Source organism: Nocardioides zhouii (assembly GCF_004137345.1).
Taxonomy (GTDB): Bacteria; Actinomycetota; Actinomycetes; order Propionibacteriales; family Nocardioidaceae; genus Nocardioides; species Nocardioides zhouii.
This window is the reverse complement of record NZ_SDWV01000007.1, coordinates 109,839-129,665: the sequence shown is the minus strand read 5'-3', so window position 1 is coordinate 129,665 and position 19,827 is coordinate 109,839. Positions and strand designations below refer to the sequence as shown.

The window sequence follows — 19,827 nt, the reverse complement described above, 5'->3', positions numbered from 1 at the left end:
GCCGAGGGGCGGTTGGGGGAAGTCTTGCGCTGCTGTGCCGTTGCAACGGCCTACCCGCGACGGAGTCACCGCTTCAGCGGTGACTCCTGCAAGCGGGCAGCCCTCAGACGGCCGCGACCGTGAGGACGACCCGGGCCCGCTCGGCGGGGGCGAGCCAGCGACGGCGGGCGCGGACGAGGCGGACGGTCGACCAGGCGAGGAACGGGACGGCCATGGCGGGAGGGAGCCAGGCCCACGGCCCGGTCGAGATGGTCGTGAAGACCATGCCGGTGAGCGTGGTGACGAGCGAGAGCTTGCCGGCGTACGCCGCCATCGACGCGTGCGGCGCCGGCGTCGCGCGGGGCGAGGAGAGGTCGACGGAGAAGGGCGCGCGGATCGACCACGACATCACGATCGCGAGGACCTGGACAAGCACAACGAGCCAGCACGAGAGGACGGCCGCGCCGACGACGAGAGGCGGCAGCCCGTTGCGGAGCAGCGCGAGCACGACGGTCACGCCGGACACCATCGCCATGCACTCGGCGACGACGAGCGCTCGTACGTCGAACACGTCGGCCGCGGACACCGGGAGCGTCTCGCGCCAGACCATGCCCTTGCCGTCGAGGCACCAGGCGTTGACGCCGAACAGCAGCGCTGCGCCGCTCGCGGTCAGGCCGGGCAGCAACATCACCGAGCTCCACTGGAGTCCGGCGACGAGCGCCACCAGGCCGGGACCGATGCCGAGGACCAGGAGTCCGCGACGCATGCCGACCGAGCGCCAGACCGAGCCTCGGTCGAGCCGACGCAGGAGGGCACGGTCGGGCGAGCCCCACCGCGGCGCGGGCGCGTGGCGCGCCTCGTGCACCCCGGACTGGACGCGCAGCTCTTCGCGCGGCTGCAGCCCGAGGGCCCAGGCCGCCGGGCGGGCGCCGACGACGACGCCGACCACTGCGAGCGCCAGCAGGAGCAGCGCTGCCACGGGCCAGCTCGTGGTCTGGGCCGTCTCGGCCATCCACGTCGTCGGGAGCGAGCGGACCAGTGGGCCGAGGGCCCCGGCGAGGTGCAGTCCGGCGAGGACGACCACGACCACGCCGCTGACGACGCGGACCACGACGACGCCATGGGTCGTACGCCGCACTCCCTCCGCCGTCCAGCCGATCGCCTGGCCGATGCCCGTCGCGGCAAGCACCCACGCGAGCACCACCAGCTGGGCGCCGAGCAGCCGCTCGGGCGGGGTGACGAGCGCGGTAATCGCGAGCAGGCTCCACATCTGGACGAGCCAGGCGAGGTTGAGCGGCGCGAGCAGGAGGGCGCCGAGGTGCTCGGTGACCGGGCTGACGGGATGGATCGCGACCTCGCTGCGCGACAGCAGCTCGCGACCGCCGCCGCTGCCCATCGCCGCGCTGATGGCCAGCAGCAGGAAGCCGGCGAAGGTGCCGCCGAGGTTGCCCTCCAGCGCAGAGACCGCCCGGTCGAGTGCGGAGGACCCCGAGGTGTGCAGGTCGAAGGAGCTCGGCCCGACCGCGAAGCCCGCGGTCAGCAGCAGGACCACGACCAGGCCGACGGCCGAGGCCCTGCGGCGGCGTACGGTCCGGGCGCGGAAGGCGACCAGGTGGCCGGTGTCGCGAAGCGCATCGGCCCAGCCGTCAGTCGAGGAGCGCACGGTAGGCCTCGCCGGTGAGCTCGCCGGCCTGCATGGCGGCGACGCGGTTGCCGCCGCGCAGCACGACCGCCGTGCTGCAGGCCTCGAGGGCGAGGTCGCGCAAGTGGGTGGAGAGCAGGACGCAGGCACCGCGGGCGCGCGCGTCGGCCACGACCTCCAGGGTGGCCTCGACGCCGAGCGGGTCGACGCCGTCGAACGGCTCGTCGAGCAACAGGACCGAGGGCTCGTGCAGGGCGGCTAGCACCACGCTGAGCCGGCGGCTCATGCCGTGGCTGAACCCGCCGACGACCCGGTGCGCGACATCGCCGAGCTCGAAGCGCTCGAGCATGTCGCGGCCGCGCTCCTCCCAGTCGTCCATCCGACGCAGCCGGGCGCTGAGCTGCAGGTGCTCCCACGGCGTCGCCCGCGGGACCAGGCCGCCCACGTCGGGGCAGTAGCCGACGACCCGCTTCACGCCGAGGGCGTCGGAGGCGGCGTCGTGGCCGCCCACGGTGACCTCACCGGCGGTCGGCGGCACCACTCCGGCGAGGACCTTCATCGTGGTCGACTTGCCTGCGCCGTTGCGGCCGAGCAGCGCGGTCGCCTGCCCGCTGTCGGCGCTCAGGTCGACACCCGAGACGGCCTCGACGTCGCCGAAGCGGACGTGGAGGTCGCGGACGAGGACCGCGGGGGGCGGGGGCTGGCTCACCCATACATTCTCGCCGACCGGGCACTTCCTCGCGGTGAAATGCAGCGACCGGGCACTTCCTCGCGGTAGCAGCGCAAGGAAGTGCCCGGTCAGCGTCCCTCAGCGCGAGGAAGTGCCCGGTCAGGCGGGGAAGGACTCGCCCTTCGCTGCCAGGTCGCGGAGGTACGCCGTGGGGCGGAAGCGGTCGCCGTACGCCTCGGCGAGCTCGTCGGCGCGAGCCAGGAACGCGGCGAGCCCGATGGGGCCGACGCCGTGGCCGGTCTCGTCGAGCGCCTGCCAGCCGGTCATGAACTGGGCGGCACCACCGGTCAGCGCGGGGAAGCCGATGCCCATGATCGAGCCGATGTTGGCCGCGGCGGCGGAGGTGATGACGCCCTCCTCGAAGCACTTCGCGGTCTCGATCGCCTCGATGAAGAGCATCCGGTCGCGTACGTCGCGGATCGGGACCTGCTGCTCGCCCCCTCCAGCGCCAGCCGTGGGGAACGTCTCGGCGAGCCCGGGCCACAGGGTCGTACGCCGGCCGTTGTCGTCGTAGTCGTAGAAGCCCGCGCCCTTGAGCCGGGAGGGCCGACCGAGCCCGATCATCGTCGCGATCACGTCACCGGCGCGGTAGTCGCCCAGGTCGACGCCGTCGCGTGCGGCGGCGTCCTCGGTGGCCTTGCGGATCTTGGCCATCAGCTCCATGTTGAGCTCGTCGCTGATCTGCAGCGGCCCCACCGGGAAGCCGGCTGACGTCGCGGCGCGCTCCAGCGAGACCGGGTGCACGCCCTCGGCGAGCATCGTCAGGCCCTCGTTGATCTGGGTGCCGATGACCCGCGAGGTGTAGAAACCGCGGGCGTCGTTGACCACGATCGGCGTCTTGCGGATCTGCTGGACGACGTCGTACGCCTTGGCCAGCGCCACGTCGGAGGTCTCCTTGCCGCGGATGATCTCGACCAGCGGCATCTTGTCGACGGGGCTGAAGAAGTGCAGGCCGATGAAGTCGGCGGGACGGTCGATGCCGCCCGCGAGCTCGGTGATCGGCAGCGTGGAGGTGTTCGAGCACAGCAGCGCGTCGTCGTTCACGAACGGCGCCACCTCCGCGAAGACCTTGGCCTTCAGCGACGGGTCCTCGAAGACGGCCTCGATGACTAGGTCGCAGCCGGCGAGGTCCGCAGGGTCGGCGGTGGCGGTGATCCGGCCGAGCAGCTCGTCGGCCTTCTCCTGCGTCAGCTTGCCGCGCTCGATGCCCTTGGCGTTGAGCTTCCCGGTGTACGCCTTGCCCTTCTCGGCCGACTCGAGCGAGACGTCCTTGAGCACGACCTGCATGCCGGCGCGGGCGCACGAGTACGCGATGCCGGCACCCATCATCCCGGCGCCGAGCACGCCGACCTTGGTGGCATGCCAGCGCTCGATGCCCTGCGGACGCAGGGATCCGGAGTTGATCGCCTGGAGGTCGAAGAAGAACGCCTGGATCATGTTCTTCGACTGCTGGCTGACGACCAGGTTGGTGAAGTAGCGGCTCTCGATGCGCGACGCGGTGTCGAAGTCGACCTGCGCGCCCTCGACCGCTGCGCTCATGATCGCGCGCGGCGCGGGGTAGATGGCGCCCTTGGTCTGCTTGCGCAGCAGCGCGGGGAACGCCGGCAGGAACTGTGCCAGCGCCGGGGTCTTCGGGGTGCCGCCGGGCATCTTGTAGCCGGCGCGGTCCCACGGGTTCTTCGCCGCGTCCTCGTCGCCCTGGTGCGACAGGATCCATGCCTTGGCGGCCGGCACGAGCTCCTCACGCGTCGGAAGCACCTCGTCGATGAGGCCCTTCGCCAGCGCACCCTGCGGGTCGAACTGCGTGCCCGGCATCAGCACGTCCATCAGCGCGGACTGCAACCCCAGCATGCGTACGACGCGGGTGACCCCGCCGCCCCCGGGCAGCAGGCCGAGCGTCGACTCGGGCAGCCCGATCTTCACCGAGCGGTCGTCGACGGCGATGCGGCGGTTGGCAGCCAGTGCGATCTCCAGGCCGCCACCGAGGGCGGCGCCGTTGATCGCCGCGACGACGGGCCGCGGGAAGGTCTCGAGCCGGCGCAGGCTGGACTTCACGGCCTCGCCCATCGCGAAGATCTCGTCGGCGTCGTCCGGGGTCGCGGTGACCATGCTCTTGAGGTTGCCTCCGGCGAAGAAAGTCTTCTTGGCGCTCGCCAGGACCACACCGGTGACGTCGTCCTGCTCGTCGTACAGGCGCCGGACGGCCGCCTCCATGGACGAGAGGTAGAGCTCGTTCATGGTGTTGGCGCTGGTGTTCGGGTCGTCGAGGGTCAGCGTGACGATGCCGTCGGCGTCGCGGTCGTAGCGGACGGCGGTCTGGGTCTGGGTCGTGCTCATGCGGAGGTCCTGTCTGCCGGGGTAGTCCAGTGGCAAGTGGTCGTGCTCGCGGCTCCGGGGCAGCCAATTCTCACTGGACTACCCCGGGCCGAGAGGAAGGTCAGACGAGCTCGACGATCGTCGCAATCCCCATGCCGCCGCCGACGCAGAGCGTGGCGAGGCCGCGCTTGAGGTCGCGGCGGGCGAGCTCGTCGACGAGGGTGCCGAGGATCATCGCGCCGGTGGCGCCGAGGGGGTGGCCCATCGCGATCGCGCCGCCGTTGACGTTGGTGATCTCGTGGCTGATGCCGAGGTCGCGCATGAAGCGCATGGCGACGGCGGCGAAGGCCTCGTTGATCTCGAAGAGGTCGATGTCCTCGACCTCGAGGCCGGCGCGGGCGAGGGCCTTGCGCGCGGCGGGGGCCGGGCCGGTGAGCATGATCGTGGGGTCGGCGCCCGACACGGCGGTCGAGATGATCCGGGCCCGCGGGGTCAGCCCCAGCGACGTGCCGACCTCCTCGGTGCCGATCGCCATCACGGCAGCGCCGTCGACGATGCCCGAGGAGTTGCCGGCGTGGTGGACGTGGTCGATCGCGGGGATCCAGTGGTACTTCTCCAGCGCGACGTCGTCGAAGCCGGCGTCCTTGCCGATCCCGGCGAACGAGGGCTTGAGGCCGGCGAGGCCCTCGACCGAGGTGTCGGGTCGAACGGTCTCGTCGCGGTCGAGCACGGTCACGCCGCTGAGGTCCTTGACCGGGATGACGGCTCCGTCGAAGTAGCCGTTGGCCCACGCCTTCGCGGCGCGGTGGTGGGACTCGGCGGCGTACGCGTCGACGTCCTCGCGGTTCCAGCCCTCGATCGTGGCGATCAGGTCGGCGCCGATGCCCTGCGGCACGAAGCCGGTCTGCAGCGCGGTGGCCGGGTCCATCGCCCAGGCGCCGCCGTCGCTGCCCATCTGCACGCGGCTCATCGACTCGACGCCACCGGCGATGATGAGGTCCTCGAAGCCCGAGCGCACGCGCTGCGCCGCCTGGTTGACGGCCTCGAGGCCGGAGGCGCAGAACCGGTTGAGCTGCACGCCAGCGACGGTCTCGGGGTAGCCGGCCTTGAGGGCCGCGGTCTTGGCGATGTCGCCGCCCTGGTCGCCGATGGGGGTCACAACGCCGAGCACGACGTCGTCGACGCGGCCGGTGTCGAGCGTGGGGTTGCGGGTCTTGAGCTCGTCGAGGAGTCCGACGACCAGGTCGACCGGCTTGACCTCGTGCAGCGAGCCGACGGCCTTGCCGCGGCCACGAGGAGTCCGGATGTGGTCGTAGACGAATGCTTCTGCCATGCCAGCGATTGTGACACCATTACTGTCACAGTCCAACAGGTGTGTCGGGCGTCACGGAGGAGGGACCAGTGGAGGTCGAGGTGGAGGCCGAGCTGCTCACGCTCGACGAGCTGACGGAGCGTACGGGCGTCAGCGCGCGCAACGTGCGCTTCTACGCCTCGCGCGGCCTGGTCCCCCCGCCCGTACGCCGCGGTCGGTCGGGCTACTACGGCCCCGACCACGTCGCCCGCCTCGAGCTCGTGCGCGAGCTCCAGGGCCACGGCTTCACGCTCTCCGCGATCGAGAAGTACGTCGAGCGCATCCCGGACTCGGCGACGCCGTCCGACATCGCGCGGCACCTCTCGCTGCTGGCGCCGATCACCGGCGACCGCGACGTCGACGTCCCCGGCGGCCTCTCCGGCATGGGCATCTCGCCCGAGGCGGCGCAGGCCGTCATCGAGGTGTACGCCGAGCACGGGCGCCAGGTCGCCGAGGAACTGTCGGAGATCGTCCGCGCGATGGTGTGGCCGCAGTTCCGCGAGGCCGGCTACACCGCCGAGCAGCTGCGTGAGTTCATCCACCGGCTCAAGCCGCTCACCATCGCCGGTCTCGTGACGGCCTACGAGCAGGCGATCGACGAGAGCCAGGCGACGTACGACGGGAAGCGCCCCCGCTAGACCTCGGCCGCCGGGCGCTGCGACCTGAGGGCCACCACGGTCCACACGAGCACGACGACGGCGAGCGCCGCACGCTGCCAGCTCACCGACCCTGCCACGGCGTACGCGACGACGGTCACGACGGGCGGCCACGCGTACGCCCGGTGCCTGCGCCCGCGCCCGCGGACGAGGTCGACCGCGAGCGCACCGAACCCCAGGACGACGGCCACCGCTGCGACAAGGACCAGCCCCTCGATGGACGGAACGGCCAGCGCGATGAGTGCCGGCTCGACGCCCGGCCCGACTCGCCCACGCCGGCGGAGCTCGAGCAGCAGCACCACGGCACCCGCGACCGCGAGGAAGTCCCACGTGTCCAGCGCGCGGATCACGTCGACCGGCGCGGACCCCAGCCCGAGGTCGATGCCGAGCACCGCGAGCGTCAGCGCCTGGCCGACGGCGGCCAGGCAGAGGCCCAGCCAGGTGAGCGGGCCGGACCCGACCACCCGGGCGACGAGGACCATGGCGGCCAGCAGGGAGAGCGCGGCCAGCACGAGGACGACGTGGGCGACGACCCACGCGCCAGAGGCTTCGTCCGCACCGGGCGCGTGCGCCGACGGGAGCCGGAGGAGCAGCTGGCCGAGGAGCTGCAGCACCGCCGCGGCGACGAGCAGGACCGCGGTCGGAGGTCGCGGCGAGTGCACAGACTCATCATCGGGGTCGGGCCCGGATCGACGCGACAGGCGCGACCGCGCCCATCCGGGTGGTCACCGGACGACAGCAGCCTCCGTGCGCTGCGAGAGTGGGCGCGTGCCCGACGCCCAGACCCCTGCCCCGCGGGCCCGATGACTGCAGCCGCGGTCTACTTCCTGCTCGGTCTGTCCCTCCTGCTCGCGATCGTCCTGCCGCAGGCGACGCGACGCATCGCGCTGTCGCCGCCGATGGTGCTGGTCGCGGTGGGCATGGCGATGGGGCTGCTCCCCCTCGCCGGCGACGTCAGCATGGAGCCGCAGGACCACCGCGACCTGATCACGCACGTCACCGAGTTCACCGTGCTCGTCTCGCTGATGGGCGTCGGCCTCGCCATCGACCGACCCCTCGACCTCCGGAGGTGGGCCTGCTGGCGCGCGTGGTCGCCGGTGTGGCGGCTGCTGCTGGTCGCGATGCCACTCACGATCCTCGGCGTCACGGTCATCGGGTGGTGGGTGGCCGGTCTCGCGCCGGCTGTCGCGCTGCTGCTGGGCGCCGTCCTCGCCCCGACCGACCCCGTGCTCGCCTCCGACGTCCAGGTCGGCGAGCCGCTGACCGACGACGTCGACGATCCCGACGGCGAGGAGGACCGGCAGCAGGAGGACGACGACATCCGGTTCTCGCTGACGGCCGAGGCCGGCCTCAACGACGGCCTCGCCTTCCCGTTCGTCCACCTCGCGCTCCTGCTCCTGGCGGGCGGCTTCACGGCGCTGGACGCCGGCGCCTGGGTCGGGTGGTACGTCCTGGGCAAGATCGCGCTCGGCGTCGCCGTCGGGCTCGGCGTGGGCTGGTTGCTCGGTCGGCAGGCCTTCCACTCCCGCAGCGACAACCTGCGGCTGGCCGACCACGGCGAGCCGCTCCTGGCGCTCGCGGCGCTGCTGGCGTCGTACGGCGCCGCGGAGCTGGTCGGCGGCTACGGCTTCCTCGCGGTCTTCGCCTGCGCGATGCGGCTCCGCGCGTCCGAGCGGGGCCACTCCTACCAGCGCGCGATGCACGCCGTCGTCGAGCGCCTCGAGCGACTGATGACGCTCCTCGTCCTGCTGGTGCTGGGCATGGCGATGACCCAGGGCCTGCTCGAGCACCTCGACTGGCGCGGCGTCGTCGTCGCGCTCGCCCTCGTGCTCGTCGTACGCCCGCTGGCCGGCTGGGTCGCGCTGGCCGTGCTCCCCCGCGACGAGCGGAGCGAGGGCGGACTCGACCGCGGCGAGATGATGGCGGTCGCGTTCTTCGGGGTCCGCGGCGTCGGGTCGCTGTTCTACCTCGCGTACGCCGCGAGCCACGAGCAGCTGGCCGACGAGTCGTGGCTGTGGTCGACGGTGGCCTTCACCGTGATCGTGTCGGTGCTGCTCCACGGCATCACCGCGACACCGGCGATGGCGCGGCTCGACGCCCGTCGCGGACGGACTTCCCCCGCAGGATGAGGCAGCCCGCTGGGCGCGGCTGACAGCATGGACCCATGACCACCGTCCTCGTCACCGGCGCGACAGGCTTCATCGGCCGCCGCCTCGTCCCTGCACTGATCGACGCCGGGCACGACGTACGCGCGATGACGCGGCACCCGGAGACGTACGACGGCCCGGGTGAGCCGGTCGGCGCGGACGTGATGGACGCCGACTCGCTGCGGCCGGCGCTCGACGGCGTGGATGTCGCGATCTACCTCGTGCACTCGCTCGACGACCCCGACTTCGAGCGCAAGGACGCGCAGGCGGCGCGCAACTTCAGCGCCGCAGCGAAGGCGGCCGGGCTCAGCCAGATCGTCTACATGGGCGGGCTCGGCGACGAGGGCCAGGAGCTCTCGGCCCACCTGCGCTCGCGCCGCGAGGTCGAGGGGCTGCTCGGCACCGACGGCGTGCCGGTCACCGTGCTGCGCGCCGCGATCGTGGTCGGCCACGGCGGCATCTCGTGGGAGCTCACCCGCCAGCTGGTCAAGAACCTGCCCGCGATGGTCGTGCCCAAGTGGGTCGGCACCCGCACCCAGCCGATCTCGATCGACGACGTGGTCCGCTACCTCGCCGGCGTGGTCGGCCAGGACGAGGCGCTGGACCGGGTCTTCGAGATCGGCGGCCCGGACACCCTGACCTACCGCGAGATGCTGCAGGGCGTCGCGCTCGCGATGAACGGCCGCAAGCTCCCGATCGTCGTCGTCCCGCTCCTCACGCCCGGCCTCTCGTCGCGCTGGCTCGCGCTGGTCACCGACGTCGACGTCACCACCGGGCGCAACCTCATCGACTCGATGTCCACCGAGGTCGTGGTCCGAGACACCTCGATCCGCGAGGTCGTGCCGGGCGAGCCGCAGACCTACGAGGAGGCCGTACGCCGTGCGCTGGCCGAGCGGGCGGCGGCCCTAGGCAAAGAGAAGCGGTAGCAGGAAGAGCATCGACAGCGACCACGTGATGTGGGTCAGGATCGGCGCGAGGATGCCGCCGCTGGCCCTGCGCTCGAGGCCGCAGACCACGCCGAGCAGGATGGCCGCGAAGGCCAGCATCACGTTGCCGGTGGCGAGCGTCGCGACGACGTAGGCGAGGGTCGTCCAGAAGACCGGGTGCTTCGGGATCGCGGCGTACATCGCGCCCCGGAAGAACAGCTCCTCGGCGATGCCGTTGAAGAACGTGATGATCGCGAGCAGGGTCAGCGAGCCCTCGTCGGCGTACTCCAGGACGGAGCTGACGTACGTCGCCAGCGGTGGGATCTCGCGCACGACGAGCGCGCCGAGGACGAAGACCCCGACCAGCAGCAGCCCGAGCATGATCGGCGCCAGGATCGGGCGGACGAAGACCTCGTTGCTGCGGGCCATCCGACCGAGGTGGAGACGACCGGACAGGAACGCGCCTGCCGCCCAGACCCCGGCCAGCACGATCGCAGCGACGTAGAAGGTGTTGCCGCCCGGCTCGAGGCGCAGCGACCAGCCCAGGACGCCGGCTCCGACGAGCACCACGATCGCGGCAACGACCTGGCGGCGCCGGAAGGCGGCGTCGCTGTCGCGCTGGTCGCGCGGGACGACGTCCCACAGCGATCGCTGGATGAAGGTGCGCATGTCACCAAGCCTAGGAGGCGGCCATGAGCTCACGGACGCGCGGGATGACTTCCTCGCCGTAGAGCCGGATCGACTCCAGCCGCTGGTCGTGCGGGAGCGCACCCACGGAGTACTTCAGCTGGAACCTCGAGAGGCCGAGCGTGCGCGCCGCCCACGCGATCTTCTGGGCGACGGTCTCGGGCGAGCCGACGAACAGCGCCCCCTGCGGGGCTGCGCTCTGCTCGAAGGCGATCCGGCTGTACGGACCCCAGCCGCGCTCGCGGCCGATGCGGGTGACGAGCTCGGCCTGGTGCGGGAAGAGCTGCTCGCGCGCCTCCTCGTCGGTGGCCGCGATGTGCCCCGGTGAGTGCATGCCGATGGGCAGCTCGGGCAGGTCGAGCTGGCCCAGCGCCTCGCGGTAGAGCTCGGCGAACGGGACGAACGCCGAGGGCGATCCGCCGATCACGGCAAGCATCAGCGGCATGCCGTAGCGGGCCGCGCGGACAACCGACTGCGGCGTCCCGCCGACGCCGATCCAGGCGGGCAGCTTGCCGGCGGTCGTGGTCGGGTAGACCGGCTGGTCGACGAGAGGCGTACGGATGCTGCCCTCCCACGAGACCGGCTGCTCGTGCTGGAGCGCGGCGAAGAGGTCGAGCTTCTCCTCGAAGAGCCGGTCGTAGTCGCCGAGGTCGAGGCCGAACAGGCCGAACGACTCGATGAACGAGCCGCGGCCCAGCTGCACCTCGGCGCGGCCGTTGCTCACCGCGTCGAGCGTCGCGAACCGCTCGTACACCCTGATCGGGTCGTCGGAGGAGAGGACGGTGACACCCGTGCCGAGACGGATGCGCTCGGTCTGCCCGGCGATCGCGGCGAGCACGATGTCGGGCGCGGAGATCGCGTAGTCGGCGCGGTGGTGCTCACCGAGCCCGATGTAGTCGATGCCGACGCGGTCGGCCAGGACGGCCTCGGCGACCACCTCGCGCAGCGTCGCCGCGTGGTTGCCCGGGGCCCCGTCGAGGGGCGCGTCGCCGAACGTGTCGAGGCCGAGCGAGGGGTGCTCGCGGGTGCCGAGCACGGTGTGGTCGAACGTGCCGTCGAGGTCAGTCATGGCGCTCCTTCAGGTGGTTGAAGGGTGAACCACCGAGGATCGCGAGGCATTCCGACGGCAGCCCTGGAACGAGACTTGCCCTTGAGTCTCCAGGAGACTCAAGGGCAAGGACTCGTTCGAGAAGTGTCAGCGACCGCGGCTGAACGACGACGCGCTGTGCGCGCGACCGCCGGTCGAGGTGCCGGCCGACTGGCCGCCGCCACCGGAGCGACGCCGGCGGTTGCCGCCACCGCCCTGGCCCTGGCCGCCACCCTGGGCACCGCCCTGACCGCCGCCGGTCGAGCCGCCGCCGGAGCGACGACGCTGGCCGCCACCGGTCGAGCCCGAGCCGGAGCCGGGGGTCTCGCTGGTGTAGCTGGTCGGGTTGCCCCGACGCGACTGGCCGTTGGTCTGGCCGGTGCTGCGGGCGCGCTTGCGCTGGGCGTTGGCGCCGTTCGAGCGGCCACCGCCGCCGGTCGACGTCGGGACGTCGATCGTGAGGCCGCCGGGCGTGCTGCGCTCACCGGGGGCGAGCTGCTCGAGCATCGCGTGGCCGGGACCGCTGACCTTGGTGGTGGTCGGCTTGATGCCGGCCAGACGGGTCAGGTCGCGCACGTCGCGGACCTGCTCGTCGGTCATGAGGGTGATGACGGTGCCCTCGTTGCCCGCGCGGGCCGTACGTCCGGAGCGGTGCAGATAGGCCTTGTGCTCGGTCGGCGGGTCGGCGTGGATCACGAGCGCGACGTCGTCGACATGGATGCCGCGGGCGGCGATGTCGGTCGCGACCAGCGTGGTGGCGGTGCCGGAGTGGAACGCCTCCATGTTGCGGGTGCGCGCGTTCTGCGACAGGTTGCCGTGCAGGTCAACGGTCGGCACGCCGCTCTTGTTGAGCTGGCGGGCCAGGGCCTTGGCGCCGTGCTTGGTGCGGGTGAAGACGACCGTACGGCCGGGAGCGCTGGTCAGGTCGACGAGCACGGGGACGCGCTGCTCGCGGCTGAGGTGCAGCACGTGGTGGTGCATGGTCGCGACCGGCGACTGGGCCGAGTCGGCCTCGTGGGTCTTCGGCTGGTCGAGGTAGCGCTTGACCAGGACGTCGATCGCCTTGTCGAGGGTCGCGGAGAACAGCATCCGCTGGCCCTGACGGGGCGTCTTGTCCATGATCCGGCGTACGCCGGGCAGGAAGCCGAGGTCGGCCATGTGGTCGGCCTCGTCGAGGATGGTGACCTCGATGGCGGACAGGTCGGCGTAGCCCTGGCCCATGAGGTCCTCGAGCCGGCCGGGGCAGGCGATGACGATGTCGACGCCCTTCTTGAGCGCGGTCGTCTGCGGGTTCTGGCCGACGCCGCCGTAGATGACGACGGACGACAGACCGGCAGCGCGAGCCAGCGGCTGCAGCGCGGCGTGGATCTGGCCGACGAGCTCGCGGGTCGGCGCCAGGATCAGCGCGCGCGGCTTGCGCGGCATGGCCGGCATCTTGCTCGCGTCGAGGCGGGCGACCAGCGGAAGGAGGAAGGCGTACGTCTTGCCGGAGCCGGTGCGGCCACGGCCGAGGACGTCGCGGCCGGCGAGGCTGTCGGGCAGCGTCGCGGCCTGGATGGGAGTGGGAGTGGTGATGCCCTGCTGCTCCAGGATCTGGGCAAGCGAAGCGGGCACGCCGAGTTCGGCGAAGTTCATGTGAGTAGCTTTCGGTTGGCGTCTCGCCACCGTGAGCCGCTGTATGTGCTGCGGCGTACGTGCCTCAAGGAACTGAGGAAGGGTGTCACTGCTCGAGCGACGACCTGCGCCCGGGGCAAGACCGGCCGGGCGACTTCTGCGTCAACACTAGCGGGACGGGTGGTGTTCCGGTGAATCCTTTGCAGTGTGAGCCCGGACTCAGGGGCCCGTCAGGTGCTCGCGGGACTCCTCGATCACCACGTCGGTCAGGTCGTCGGTGATCGTGTAGACCTCCCAGCGCTCGCCGTCGGGCGTGCCCTGCACCCAGAACTTGTCCTGCTTGGCGTAGCAGCACGTGGTGTCGCGCTCCTCGGTCGTCGCGAAGCCGGCCGCGGCCAGGCGGGTGAGCTCGGTGTCGACGGTGTCCACGTCCTCGACCTCGACGCCGAGGTGGTTGACGCTGCCGCCCTTGCCGGGGTTCTCGATCAGCACGAGCTTGAGCGGCGGCTGGGCGATCGCGAAGTTGGCGTAGCCCGGGCGGAGCTTGTGGGGCTCGGCGCCGAAGAGTGCGGAGTAGAACGCGATCGACGCCTCGAGGTCGTCGACGTTGAGGGCGAGCTGCAGGCGGGACATGGGTTGCTCCGTTCATCAGGATGGCCATATCGATGGTTGTCGATGTGTTGAGATTGCACCAGACATCGACATCTGTCAATATTGATCTGTGTCGAAGTCTCAGCTCACCCTCACCCCGGTCGAGACGGCCGCCTGCTGCTCGCCTCTGCTGCGCGAGCCGCTGTCCACCGACCAGGCCGAGCGCGTCGCCCCGCTGCTCAAGGCCCTCGCCGACCCGGTCCGCCTCCGGCTCGTGTCCATCGTCGCGGCGAGCGAGGGCGGCGAGGCGTGTGTGTGCGACCTCAACGACGCCTTCGACCTCTCGCAGCCGACCATCAGCCACCACCTCAAGGTGCTGCACGACGCCGGCCTGCTCGACCGCACCAAGCGTGGCGTGTGGGTCTACTACGCCGTACGCCGCGAGGTGCTGGCCGACGTGGCCGCCCTCATCGGTGGGGGCGTATGACCCCGTCCCTGGCTGCCCGCGCGACCGCAGAGCTGGTGGGCACGGCGCTGCTCGTCGCCACCGTCGTCGGTTCGGGCGTGATGGCCACCAACCTCACCGACGACGTCGCGCTCCAGCTGCTGGCCAACTCGGTCGCGACCGGCGCCGCCCTCGTCGCGCTCATCGTGTCGCTCCAGCCGGTGTCGGCCGCCTTCAACCCGGTCGTGACGCTCGCCGAGGTCGTCCTGCGGCTGGTGCCACCGTCCGCGGCCGCGGTGCTCGTCGCTGCCCAGGTCGTCGGCGGTGCGATCGGCGCGGTGCTCGCCAACGTGATGTTCGACCTCGACGCGGTCAGCATCTCCACGCACGACCGCACCGGCGCCGGCATCTGGACCGGTGAGGTCGTGGCGACCCTCGGGCTGCTGCTCGTGATCTTCGGCTGCGTCCGCGCCGGGCGTACGGACGCGATCGCGTGGGCCGTGGCCGGCTGGATCGTCGCGGCGTACTGGTTCACCTCGTCGACCAGCTTCGCCAACCCCGCGGTGACGATCGCCCGCACCCTGTCCGACACGTTCGCGGGGATCAGCCCCGCGTCGGTGCCGATGTTCGTCCTCATGCAGCTCGTCGGCGGCGGGCTCGCCCTCGGCCTGCTGCGCGTGCTGCACCCGACCCCCTCACCCCTGGAGGCACCCCTTGACCAACGCACTGGCTGAGAAGCCGACCGTCCTGTTCGTCTGCGTGCACAACGCCGGCCGCTCCCAGATGGCCGCCGGCTGGCTGCGCCACCTCGCCGGAGACGGCGTCGAGGTGCTGTCGGCCGGCTCCGCGCCGGCCGGCACCATCAACCCCATCGCGGTCGAGGCGATGGCCGAGGTCGGCATCGACATCGCGGCGCAGCAGCCCAAGCTGCTCAGCGACAGCGCCGTGCAGGCCTCCGACGTCGTGATCACGATGGGCTGCGGCGACGCCTGCCCGTTCTACCCCGGCAAGCGCTACGAGGACTGGAAGCTCGACGACCCCGCCGGGCAGGGCCTCGAGTCCGTACGCCCCATCCGCGACGAGATCCGCGGCCGCGTCGAGGCACTCATCGCCTCGCTCGGCTGAGCCCTTGTCGCGTTCGGCGCTCAGGCGCTGTCGCGGCGGACGAGCGTCGGCGGGATGATCACCCGCATCGGGTGGCTGCCGTGGACGGCGTCGACGCGCTCGATCAGCAGGCGGGTCGCCCGCTCGGCCATCTCCTCGACGGGCTGGCGCACCGTCGTGAGCTGGGGCGTGGTCCGTTCGGCGACGCCGAGGTCGTCGAACCCGACAACGGCGATGTCGTCGGGCACCCGGCGGCCGAGCTCGGCGAGCACCCGTAGTGCACCGGCGGCCATGAGGTCGGAGGCGACGACGAGGCCGTCGAGGTCGGGGTGGCGCTCCATCAGGCTGCGGGCCGCGACGACGCCGCTCGCCTCGGTGAAGTCCCCGTGCTCCACCGCCGCGTCCGACAGTCCGGCCGCGGCGATCGCCTGACGCCATCCTGCGAGCCGGTCGGCCGACGCCGTCATGTCGGAGGGCCCGGCGATCGTGCCGATGCGGGTGCAGCCGCGCGCGATCAGCAGCTCGGTGGCCTCACGCTCGCCGAGCGCGTTGTCGACGTCGACGTAGGCCACGCGGTCGCCGCCGGTCCACGGCCGGCCACCGAAGACGCAGGGCAGGCCGAGGTCGGCGAGGTGCTCGGCGAGTCGGTCATCGCGGTGGTGGGAGACCACGAGCGCCCCGTCGACGTGGCGGCCGTTGAGGTAGCGCAGCGCGCGCGTGGCGGACGGGCCGGGACGGGCGAGCAGCAGCACGAGCTGGATGTCGCGCTCCCCCAGCACCCGCGTGACGCCGCGCAGCGTGCCGGCGAAGAAGGGGTCGGAGAAGACGCGGTCGTCGGGCTCGGGCACGACGACGGCGATCGAGTCGGTGCGCCGGGTGACCAGGCTGCGGGCCGCCGGGTTGGGGACGTAGCCCAGGGTGCGTACAGCCTCGTCCACCGCCGACTGCGCGCGGGCGCTGACCCGCTCGCCACCGTTGATGGCGCGCGACGCCGTCGCCCTCGAGACGCCCGCGACCCGCGCGACCTCGTCGAGGGTGGGCGAGCCAGCGCTCGACGGGGGCCGCGGGCTGCTCACGCGCGCCACGCTAGGCCATGTCCTTCGAGCTGGGGCCGTCGCGAGCGCCGTTCGGCGCGTGCGATGGCAAGGCGGAGGAGGGAGACATGGCGGAGCCATGGCGACTGACGACAACGCAGCCAGCGTGCGTGTCCGGGCGGCGCGTAGCAGGCAACCAGATCGAAGGCCATGGCTCAGTCCATCGGGTCGTACGTGGGCAGGGTGCCGGTGCGCGAGAGCTCGGCGTACCACCGCGCGCTCGCCTTGGGCGTACGCCGCTGTGTCGCGTAGTCGACGTGGACCAGCCCGAAGCGCTTGGCATAGCCGAAGGCCCACTCGAAGTTGTCGCAGAACGACCAGTGGAAGAAGCCGCCCACGTCGACGCCGTCCTCGAGGGCGAGGTGCACCGCGCGCAGATACGAGTCCAGGAACGCGATCCGGTCGGGGTCGTGCACCTCGCCGTCCTCGTCGGGCACGTCGGCGAACGCGGCGCCGGTCTCGGTGAGGTAGATCGGCAGGCGCGGGTAGTCGTCGTGCAGGCGACGGAGCAGCCGGTGCAGGCCGTCGGGCTGGATCTCCCATCCCATGTCGGTGACGGGCAGGCCGCGACTGGGGAAGGTGACGTGCTCGGAGCCGACGAACGGCGAGAGCGCCACCCGGTCGGGGTGGTCGGCGCCGATGCCGACGACGTCCGTGCGCGGGTGACCCGACACCTCGTTGCCGTGGTAGTAGTTCACCCCGAGCACGTCGATCGGCGCGGCAATGGCGTCGAGGTCTCCGGCGCGTACGACGTCGTACCAGTCGCCGCCCTGCCAGAGCAGGCCGGCGGTGTCGTCGAGCAGGTCGGCGGGATAGGCACCCCGGAAGATCGGGTCGAGGAACACGCGGTTGTGCAGCGCGTCGATCCGCCGCGCGGCGTCGACGTCCACCGGGTCGGTGGGGTCGCTGGGGTCGGGCACCGTCAGGTTGAGGCTGATCCCGAGGCGGTCGGCGCCGCGGCTGCGCAGCTCCTGGGTCGCCATCCCGTGGGCGAGCAGCAGGTGGTGCGCAGCGACGAGACCGGCCGCGCCTTCCTGCCGCCCCGGGGCGTGGTGCCCGGCGGAGTAGCCGAGGAAGGCCGAGCACCAGGGCTCGTTGAGGGTCGTCCAGGTCGGCACCCGGTCGCCGAGCACGTCGTGCACCGCGGTGGCGTACTCGACGAATCGGTGCGCGGTGTCGCGGTTCGTCCAGCCGCCCGCGTCCTCGAGGATCTGCGGCAGGTCCCAGTGGTAGAGCGTCAGCCAGGGCGCGATGCCGCGCGCGAGCAGCGCGTCGACGAGCCGGTCGTAGAACGCCAGTCCGGTCGCATTGACCGGACCGGCGTCCGGACGCACCCGCGGCCACGCCACCGAGAAGCGGTACGACGTGGCGCCGAGATCGGCGAGGAGATCCACGTCGGCCGGCATCCGGTGGTAGTGGTCGCAGGCGACCTCGCCGGTGTCCCCGCCCAGCACGGCGCCGGGGACCCGGGAGAAGGTGTCCCAGATCGAGGGCGTACGTCCGTCCTCCGCGACGGCCCCCTCGATCTGGTAGGACGCGGTGGCCATGCCCCACACGAAGTCGCTGGGGAAGCGCGCGGTGGTCGCAGCGGTGCGCGCCGGCTCGACCTTGCTCTGGACACTCATCCCTTGACTGCTCCTTGCATGATGCCGGCGACCAGCTGGCGGCCGGTGAGGACGAACAGGATCAGCAGCGGCACGGTGGCCAGCGTGGCTCCGGTGAGGACCAGGCTGTAGTCCTTGAAGAACCCGCTCTGCAGCTGGTTGAGCGCGACCTGGACCGTCGGGTTGTCGGCGGGCAGGGCGATGAAGGGCCAGAAGAAGTCGGTCCAGGTGGCCATGAAGGTGAAGAGCCAGAGGATCGCCGCAGCCGGCCGGGCGGCCGGGGCCACCACGTGCCACACGACCCGGATCTGCGAGCACCCGTCCATCCGCGCGGCCTCGATCAGCTCGTCGGGCACGGCGTCGACGAGGTACTGACGCATGAAGAAGACCCCGAAGGCGGTGACCAGGGTGGGCACGATGATCGACCATGTGGTGCCGGTCCAGCCGAGCTTCGACATCACGATGAAGAGCGGCACGATGCCGAGCTGGGTGGGCACCGCCATGGTGGCCACGACGCCGGCCAGCAGGGCGGACCGGCCGCGGAACCGCAGCTTGGCAAAGGCGTACCCGGCCAGCGTGCCGAAGACGACCGTCGAGGTGGCGCAGACCGACGACACCAGCACGCTGTTGCCGAGGGCCTTCCAGAACGGGACGGTGTCCATCACCCGGCTCGCGTTGTCGAGGAAGTGACCGCCGGGGAGCAGTGGCGGCACGCCCTGGGCCGCCACCTGCGCGGTGTGCGAGCCGAGCAGGAAGGACCAGTAGAACGGCGCGGCCGAGCCGACGACGAAGGCCGCGAGCAGGCCGTACACGAGGAAGCCGGGACGCCGGGTCATCGCTCACCCGCCAGGCTGCCGATGCGCTTCATCAGCACGAGGTTGACCAGCGCGATCAGCATGATCAGCACGAAGAGCATCCACGCGGTCGCCGAGGCGCGGCCGAGATCGCGCAGCTGCCAGCCGAAGTCGTAGACCAGCATCGTGATGGTGCCGAACTGCCGGTCGCTGCCGCCGTTGCGGGCGGTCGTCTCGTCGAACAGCCGCGGCTCGGCGAAGATCTGCAGCCCGCCGATCGTCGAGGTGATGACGACGAAGATCATCGTCGGGCGGATCATCGGCAGCGTGATCGCGAGGAACTGTCGTACGCGGCTCGCGCCGTCGAGCGCCGCCGACTCGTAGAGGTCGCGCGGCACCGCCTGCATCGCGGCGAGGAAGATCAGGGCGTTGAAGCCGGTCCAGCGCCAGTTGACCATGGTGGCGATCGCCACGTGGCTGGCCAGCCGGTCGGTGTGCCAGGCGATGGGACCGATCCCCACGGTGCCGAGCAGCTCGTTGAGCAGGCCGTAACGGTCACCGAAGACGCTGCCGAAGATGATCGCGACGGCGACCGGGGAGACCACGAACGGGAGCAGGATGCTCATCCGCCACCAGGTCCGGCCGCGCAGCTGGTTGTCGAGCAGGCCGGCGAGGACCACTGCGACGACGACCTGGGGCACCGACGAGAGCACGAAGATGCTCAGCGTGTTGACGACATGCTTGGAGAAGTACGGGTTGGCCCACACGTCGCGGTAGTTCTGGAACCCGACGAAGTCGCCCTTGCCGCCCAGCAGGCTCCAGTCGTGGACCGAGACGTACGCGGTGTAGACGAGGGGGAACGCCCCCACCACCGCGAACACCAGGAAGAACGGCGAGACATAGAGGTACGGCGCGAGGCGGGCGTCCCACGCCGCGCGGCGCTCACGCCACGGGCGCGGGGCGGCCGGCGCCGGACCGGGGGGACGACCCGCCCGGGGCGGGGAGGCGATGGCCTCCCCGTCCCGGGCCCCGGCGGGGTCGAGAGTCCGCTGCGACAAGG

General features: G+C 71.7%; 19 protein-coding genes. 6 read left to right on the top strand and 13 right to left on the bottom strand.

The features are described 5' to 3' along the window. Positions 1–103: 103 nt before the first annotated feature. The 4 genes from EUA94_RS08990 to EUA94_RS08975 all read right to left on the bottom strand — a co-directional run bounded on the left by EUA94_RS08990 (position 104) and on the right by EUA94_RS08975 (position 6,000). Positions 104–1,642, bottom strand: a complete 1,539-nt coding sequence (locus EUA94_RS08990) for a hypothetical protein (RefSeq protein ID WP_129426531.1) — start codon at positions 1,640–1,642, stop codon at positions 104–106. Beyond that, entirely contained in the window at positions 1,626–2,330 is a 705-nt protein-coding gene (locus EUA94_RS08985) for an ABC transporter ATP-binding protein (protein WP_129426530.1), read from the bottom strand. The genes EUA94_RS08990 and EUA94_RS08985 overlap by 17 nt, the downstream gene beginning before the upstream one ends. Before the next feature lie 120 nt (positions 2,331–2,450). Continuing rightward, on the bottom strand, positions 2,451–4,688 hold the full coding sequence (locus tag EUA94_RS08980) for a 3-hydroxyacyl-CoA dehydrogenase NAD-binding domain-containing protein (RefSeq protein WP_129426529.1): 2,238 nt from the start codon (positions 4,686–4,688) through the stop codon (positions 2,451–2,453). A gap of 100 nt (positions 4,689–4,788) precedes the next feature. Continuing rightward, on the bottom strand, positions 4,789–6,000 hold the full coding sequence (locus EUA94_RS08975; RefSeq protein ID WP_129426528.1) for an acetyl-CoA C-acetyltransferase: 1,212 nt from the start codon (positions 5,998–6,000) through the stop codon (positions 4,789–4,791). Between the two features lie 68 nt (positions 6,001–6,068). Between EUA94_RS08975 and EUA94_RS08970 the strand changes: the two genes are divergently transcribed. Continuing rightward, positions 6,069–6,656, top strand: coding sequence for a helix-turn-helix domain-containing protein (locus EUA94_RS08970; protein ID WP_242494758.1), 588 nt, complete (start codon positions 6,069–6,071; stop codon positions 6,654–6,656). On the opposite strand, the gene EUA94_RS08965 is transcribed toward EUA94_RS08970, so the two are convergent. After that, positions 6,653–7,336: a hypothetical protein gene (locus tag EUA94_RS08965; RefSeq protein ID WP_129426527.1), complete on the bottom strand. Its 684-nt coding sequence runs from the start codon at positions 7,334–7,336 to the stop codon at positions 6,653–6,655. The genes EUA94_RS08970 and EUA94_RS08965 overlap by 4 nt on opposite strands. Before the next feature lie 141 nt (positions 7,337–7,477). Between EUA94_RS08965 and EUA94_RS08960 the strand changes: the two genes are divergently transcribed. Beyond that, the gene (locus EUA94_RS08960; protein WP_129426526.1) at positions 7,478–8,803 is read left to right on the top strand and encodes a cation:proton antiporter; all 1,326 of its coding nucleotides are present in this window, start codon (positions 7,478–7,480) and stop codon (positions 8,801–8,803) included. Between the two features lie 35 nt (positions 8,804–8,838). Continuing rightward, the gene (locus tag EUA94_RS08955; RefSeq protein ID WP_129426525.1) at positions 8,839–9,747 is read left to right on the top strand and encodes an NAD(P)H-binding protein; all 909 of its coding nucleotides are present in this window, start codon (positions 8,839–8,841) and stop codon (positions 9,745–9,747) included. On the opposite strand, the gene EUA94_RS08950 is transcribed toward EUA94_RS08955, so the two are convergent. From EUA94_RS08950 to EUA94_RS08935, 4 genes are all read right to left on the bottom strand, one after another. Beyond that, entirely contained in the window at positions 9,727–10,416 is a 690-nt protein-coding gene (locus tag EUA94_RS08950) for a CPBP family intramembrane glutamic endopeptidase (protein ID WP_129426524.1), read from the bottom strand. The two genes, EUA94_RS08955 and EUA94_RS08950, sit on opposite strands and share 21 nt — an antisense overlap. A gap of 10 nt (positions 10,417–10,426) precedes the next feature. After that, positions 10,427–11,503: an LLM class flavin-dependent oxidoreductase gene (locus EUA94_RS08945; protein WP_129426523.1), complete on the bottom strand. Its 1,077-nt coding sequence runs from the start codon at positions 11,501–11,503 to the stop codon at positions 10,427–10,429. 126 nt (positions 11,504–11,629) lie between these two features. Next, positions 11,630–13,156 carry a DEAD/DEAH box helicase gene (locus EUA94_RS08940; protein WP_129426522.1) on the bottom strand — a complete coding sequence of 509 codons (1,527 nt, stop codon included), beginning with the start codon at positions 13,154–13,156 and terminating at the stop codon, positions 11,630–11,632. Positions 13,157–13,354: 198 nt separating this feature from the next. Continuing rightward, complete coding sequence (locus tag EUA94_RS08935; protein ID WP_129426521.1) at positions 13,355–13,768, bottom strand: ArsI/CadI family heavy metal resistance metalloenzyme; 414 nt, start codon at positions 13,766–13,768, stop codon at positions 13,355–13,357. An 88-nt stretch (positions 13,769–13,856) separates the two neighbouring features. Here EUA94_RS08935 and EUA94_RS08930 point away from each other — a divergent pair, with 88 nt between their 5' ends. Genes EUA94_RS08930 through EUA94_RS08920 form a run of 3 tightly spaced genes read left to right on the top strand, consistent with a single transcriptional unit; the run spans position 13,857 to position 15,296 of the window. Further along, complete coding sequence (locus tag EUA94_RS08930) at positions 13,857–14,213, top strand: ArsR/SmtB family transcription factor (RefSeq protein WP_207210470.1); 357 nt, start codon at positions 13,857–13,859, stop codon at positions 14,211–14,213. Then, complete coding sequence (locus EUA94_RS08925; RefSeq protein WP_129426520.1) at positions 14,210–14,905, top strand: aquaporin; 696 nt, start codon at positions 14,210–14,212, stop codon at positions 14,903–14,905. The genes EUA94_RS08930 and EUA94_RS08925 overlap by 4 nt, the downstream gene beginning before the upstream one ends. Beyond that, positions 14,886–15,296, top strand: a complete 411-nt coding sequence (locus tag EUA94_RS08920; RefSeq protein WP_277986096.1) for an arsenate reductase ArsC — start codon at positions 14,886–14,888, stop codon at positions 15,294–15,296. The genes EUA94_RS08925 and EUA94_RS08920 overlap by 20 nt, the downstream gene beginning before the upstream one ends. A 20-nt stretch (positions 15,297–15,316) precedes the next feature. On the opposite strand, the gene EUA94_RS08915 is transcribed toward EUA94_RS08920, so the two are convergent. The 4 genes from EUA94_RS08915 to EUA94_RS08900 all read right to left on the bottom strand — a co-directional run bounded on the left by EUA94_RS08915 (position 15,317) and on the right by EUA94_RS08900 (position 19,825). Beyond that, positions 15,317–16,351, bottom strand: coding sequence for a LacI family DNA-binding transcriptional regulator (locus EUA94_RS08915; RefSeq protein WP_242494757.1), 1,035 nt, complete (start codon positions 16,349–16,351; stop codon positions 15,317–15,319). A gap of 173 nt (positions 16,352–16,524) precedes the next feature. After that, the gene (locus tag EUA94_RS08910) at positions 16,525–17,994 is read right to left on the bottom strand and encodes a GH1 family beta-glucosidase (RefSeq protein WP_129426519.1); all 1,470 of its coding nucleotides are present in this window, start codon (positions 17,992–17,994) and stop codon (positions 16,525–16,527) included. Beyond that, positions 17,991–18,809 carry a carbohydrate ABC transporter permease gene (locus tag EUA94_RS08905; RefSeq protein ID WP_129426518.1) on the bottom strand — a complete coding sequence of 273 codons (819 nt, stop codon included), beginning with the start codon at positions 18,807–18,809 and terminating at the stop codon, positions 17,991–17,993. Before EUA94_RS08905 ends, EUA94_RS08910 begins: the two co-directional genes overlap by 4 nt. Then, the gene (locus EUA94_RS08900; protein WP_129426517.1) at positions 18,806–19,825 is read right to left on the bottom strand and encodes a carbohydrate ABC transporter permease; all 1,020 of its coding nucleotides are present in this window, start codon (positions 19,823–19,825) and stop codon (positions 18,806–18,808) included. Before EUA94_RS08900 ends, EUA94_RS08905 begins: the two co-directional genes overlap by 4 nt. Positions 19,826–19,827: the final 2 nt, after the last annotated feature.

Bases quoted from the DNA above. Each gene is read 5' to 3' on its own strand.
- EUA94_RS08910 (WP_129426519.1), bottom strand. From the start codon at position 17,994: ATGAGTGTCCAGAGCAAGGTCGAGCCGGCGCGCACCGCTGCGACCACC.
- EUA94_RS08980 (WP_129426529.1), bottom strand. From the start codon at position 4,688: ATGAGCACGACCCAGACCCAGACCGCCGTCCGCTACGACCGCGACGCC.
- EUA94_RS08950 (WP_129426524.1), bottom strand. From the start codon at position 10,416: ATGCGCACCTTCATCCAGCGATCGCTGTGGGACGTCGTCCCGCGCGAC.
- EUA94_RS08960 (WP_129426526.1), top strand. From the start codon at position 7,478: ATGACTGCAGCCGCGGTCTACTTCCTGCTCGGTCTGTCCCTCCTGCTC.
- EUA94_RS08945 (WP_129426523.1), bottom strand. From the start codon at position 11,503: ATGACTGACCTCGACGGCACGTTCGACCACACCGTGCTCGGCACCCGC.
- EUA94_RS08975 (WP_129426528.1), bottom strand. From the start codon at position 6,000: ATGGCAGAAGCATTCGTCTACGACCACATCCGGACTCCTCGTGGCCGC.
- EUA94_RS08925 (WP_129426520.1), top strand. From the start codon at position 14,210: ATGACCCCGTCCCTGGCTGCCCGCGCGACCGCAGAGCTGGTGGGCACG.
- EUA94_RS08935 (WP_129426521.1), bottom strand. From the start codon at position 13,768: ATGTCCCGCCTGCAGCTCGCCCTCAACGTCGACGACCTCGAGGCGTCG.
- EUA94_RS08940 (WP_129426522.1), bottom strand. From the start codon at position 13,156: ATGAACTTCGCCGAACTCGGCGTGCCCGCTTCGCTTGCCCAGATCCTG.
- EUA94_RS08905 (WP_129426518.1), bottom strand. From the start codon at position 18,809: ATGACCCGGCGTCCCGGCTTCCTCGTGTACGGCCTGCTCGCGGCCTTC.
- EUA94_RS08955 (WP_129426525.1), top strand. From the start codon at position 8,839: ATGACCACCGTCCTCGTCACCGGCGCGACAGGCTTCATCGGCCGCCGC.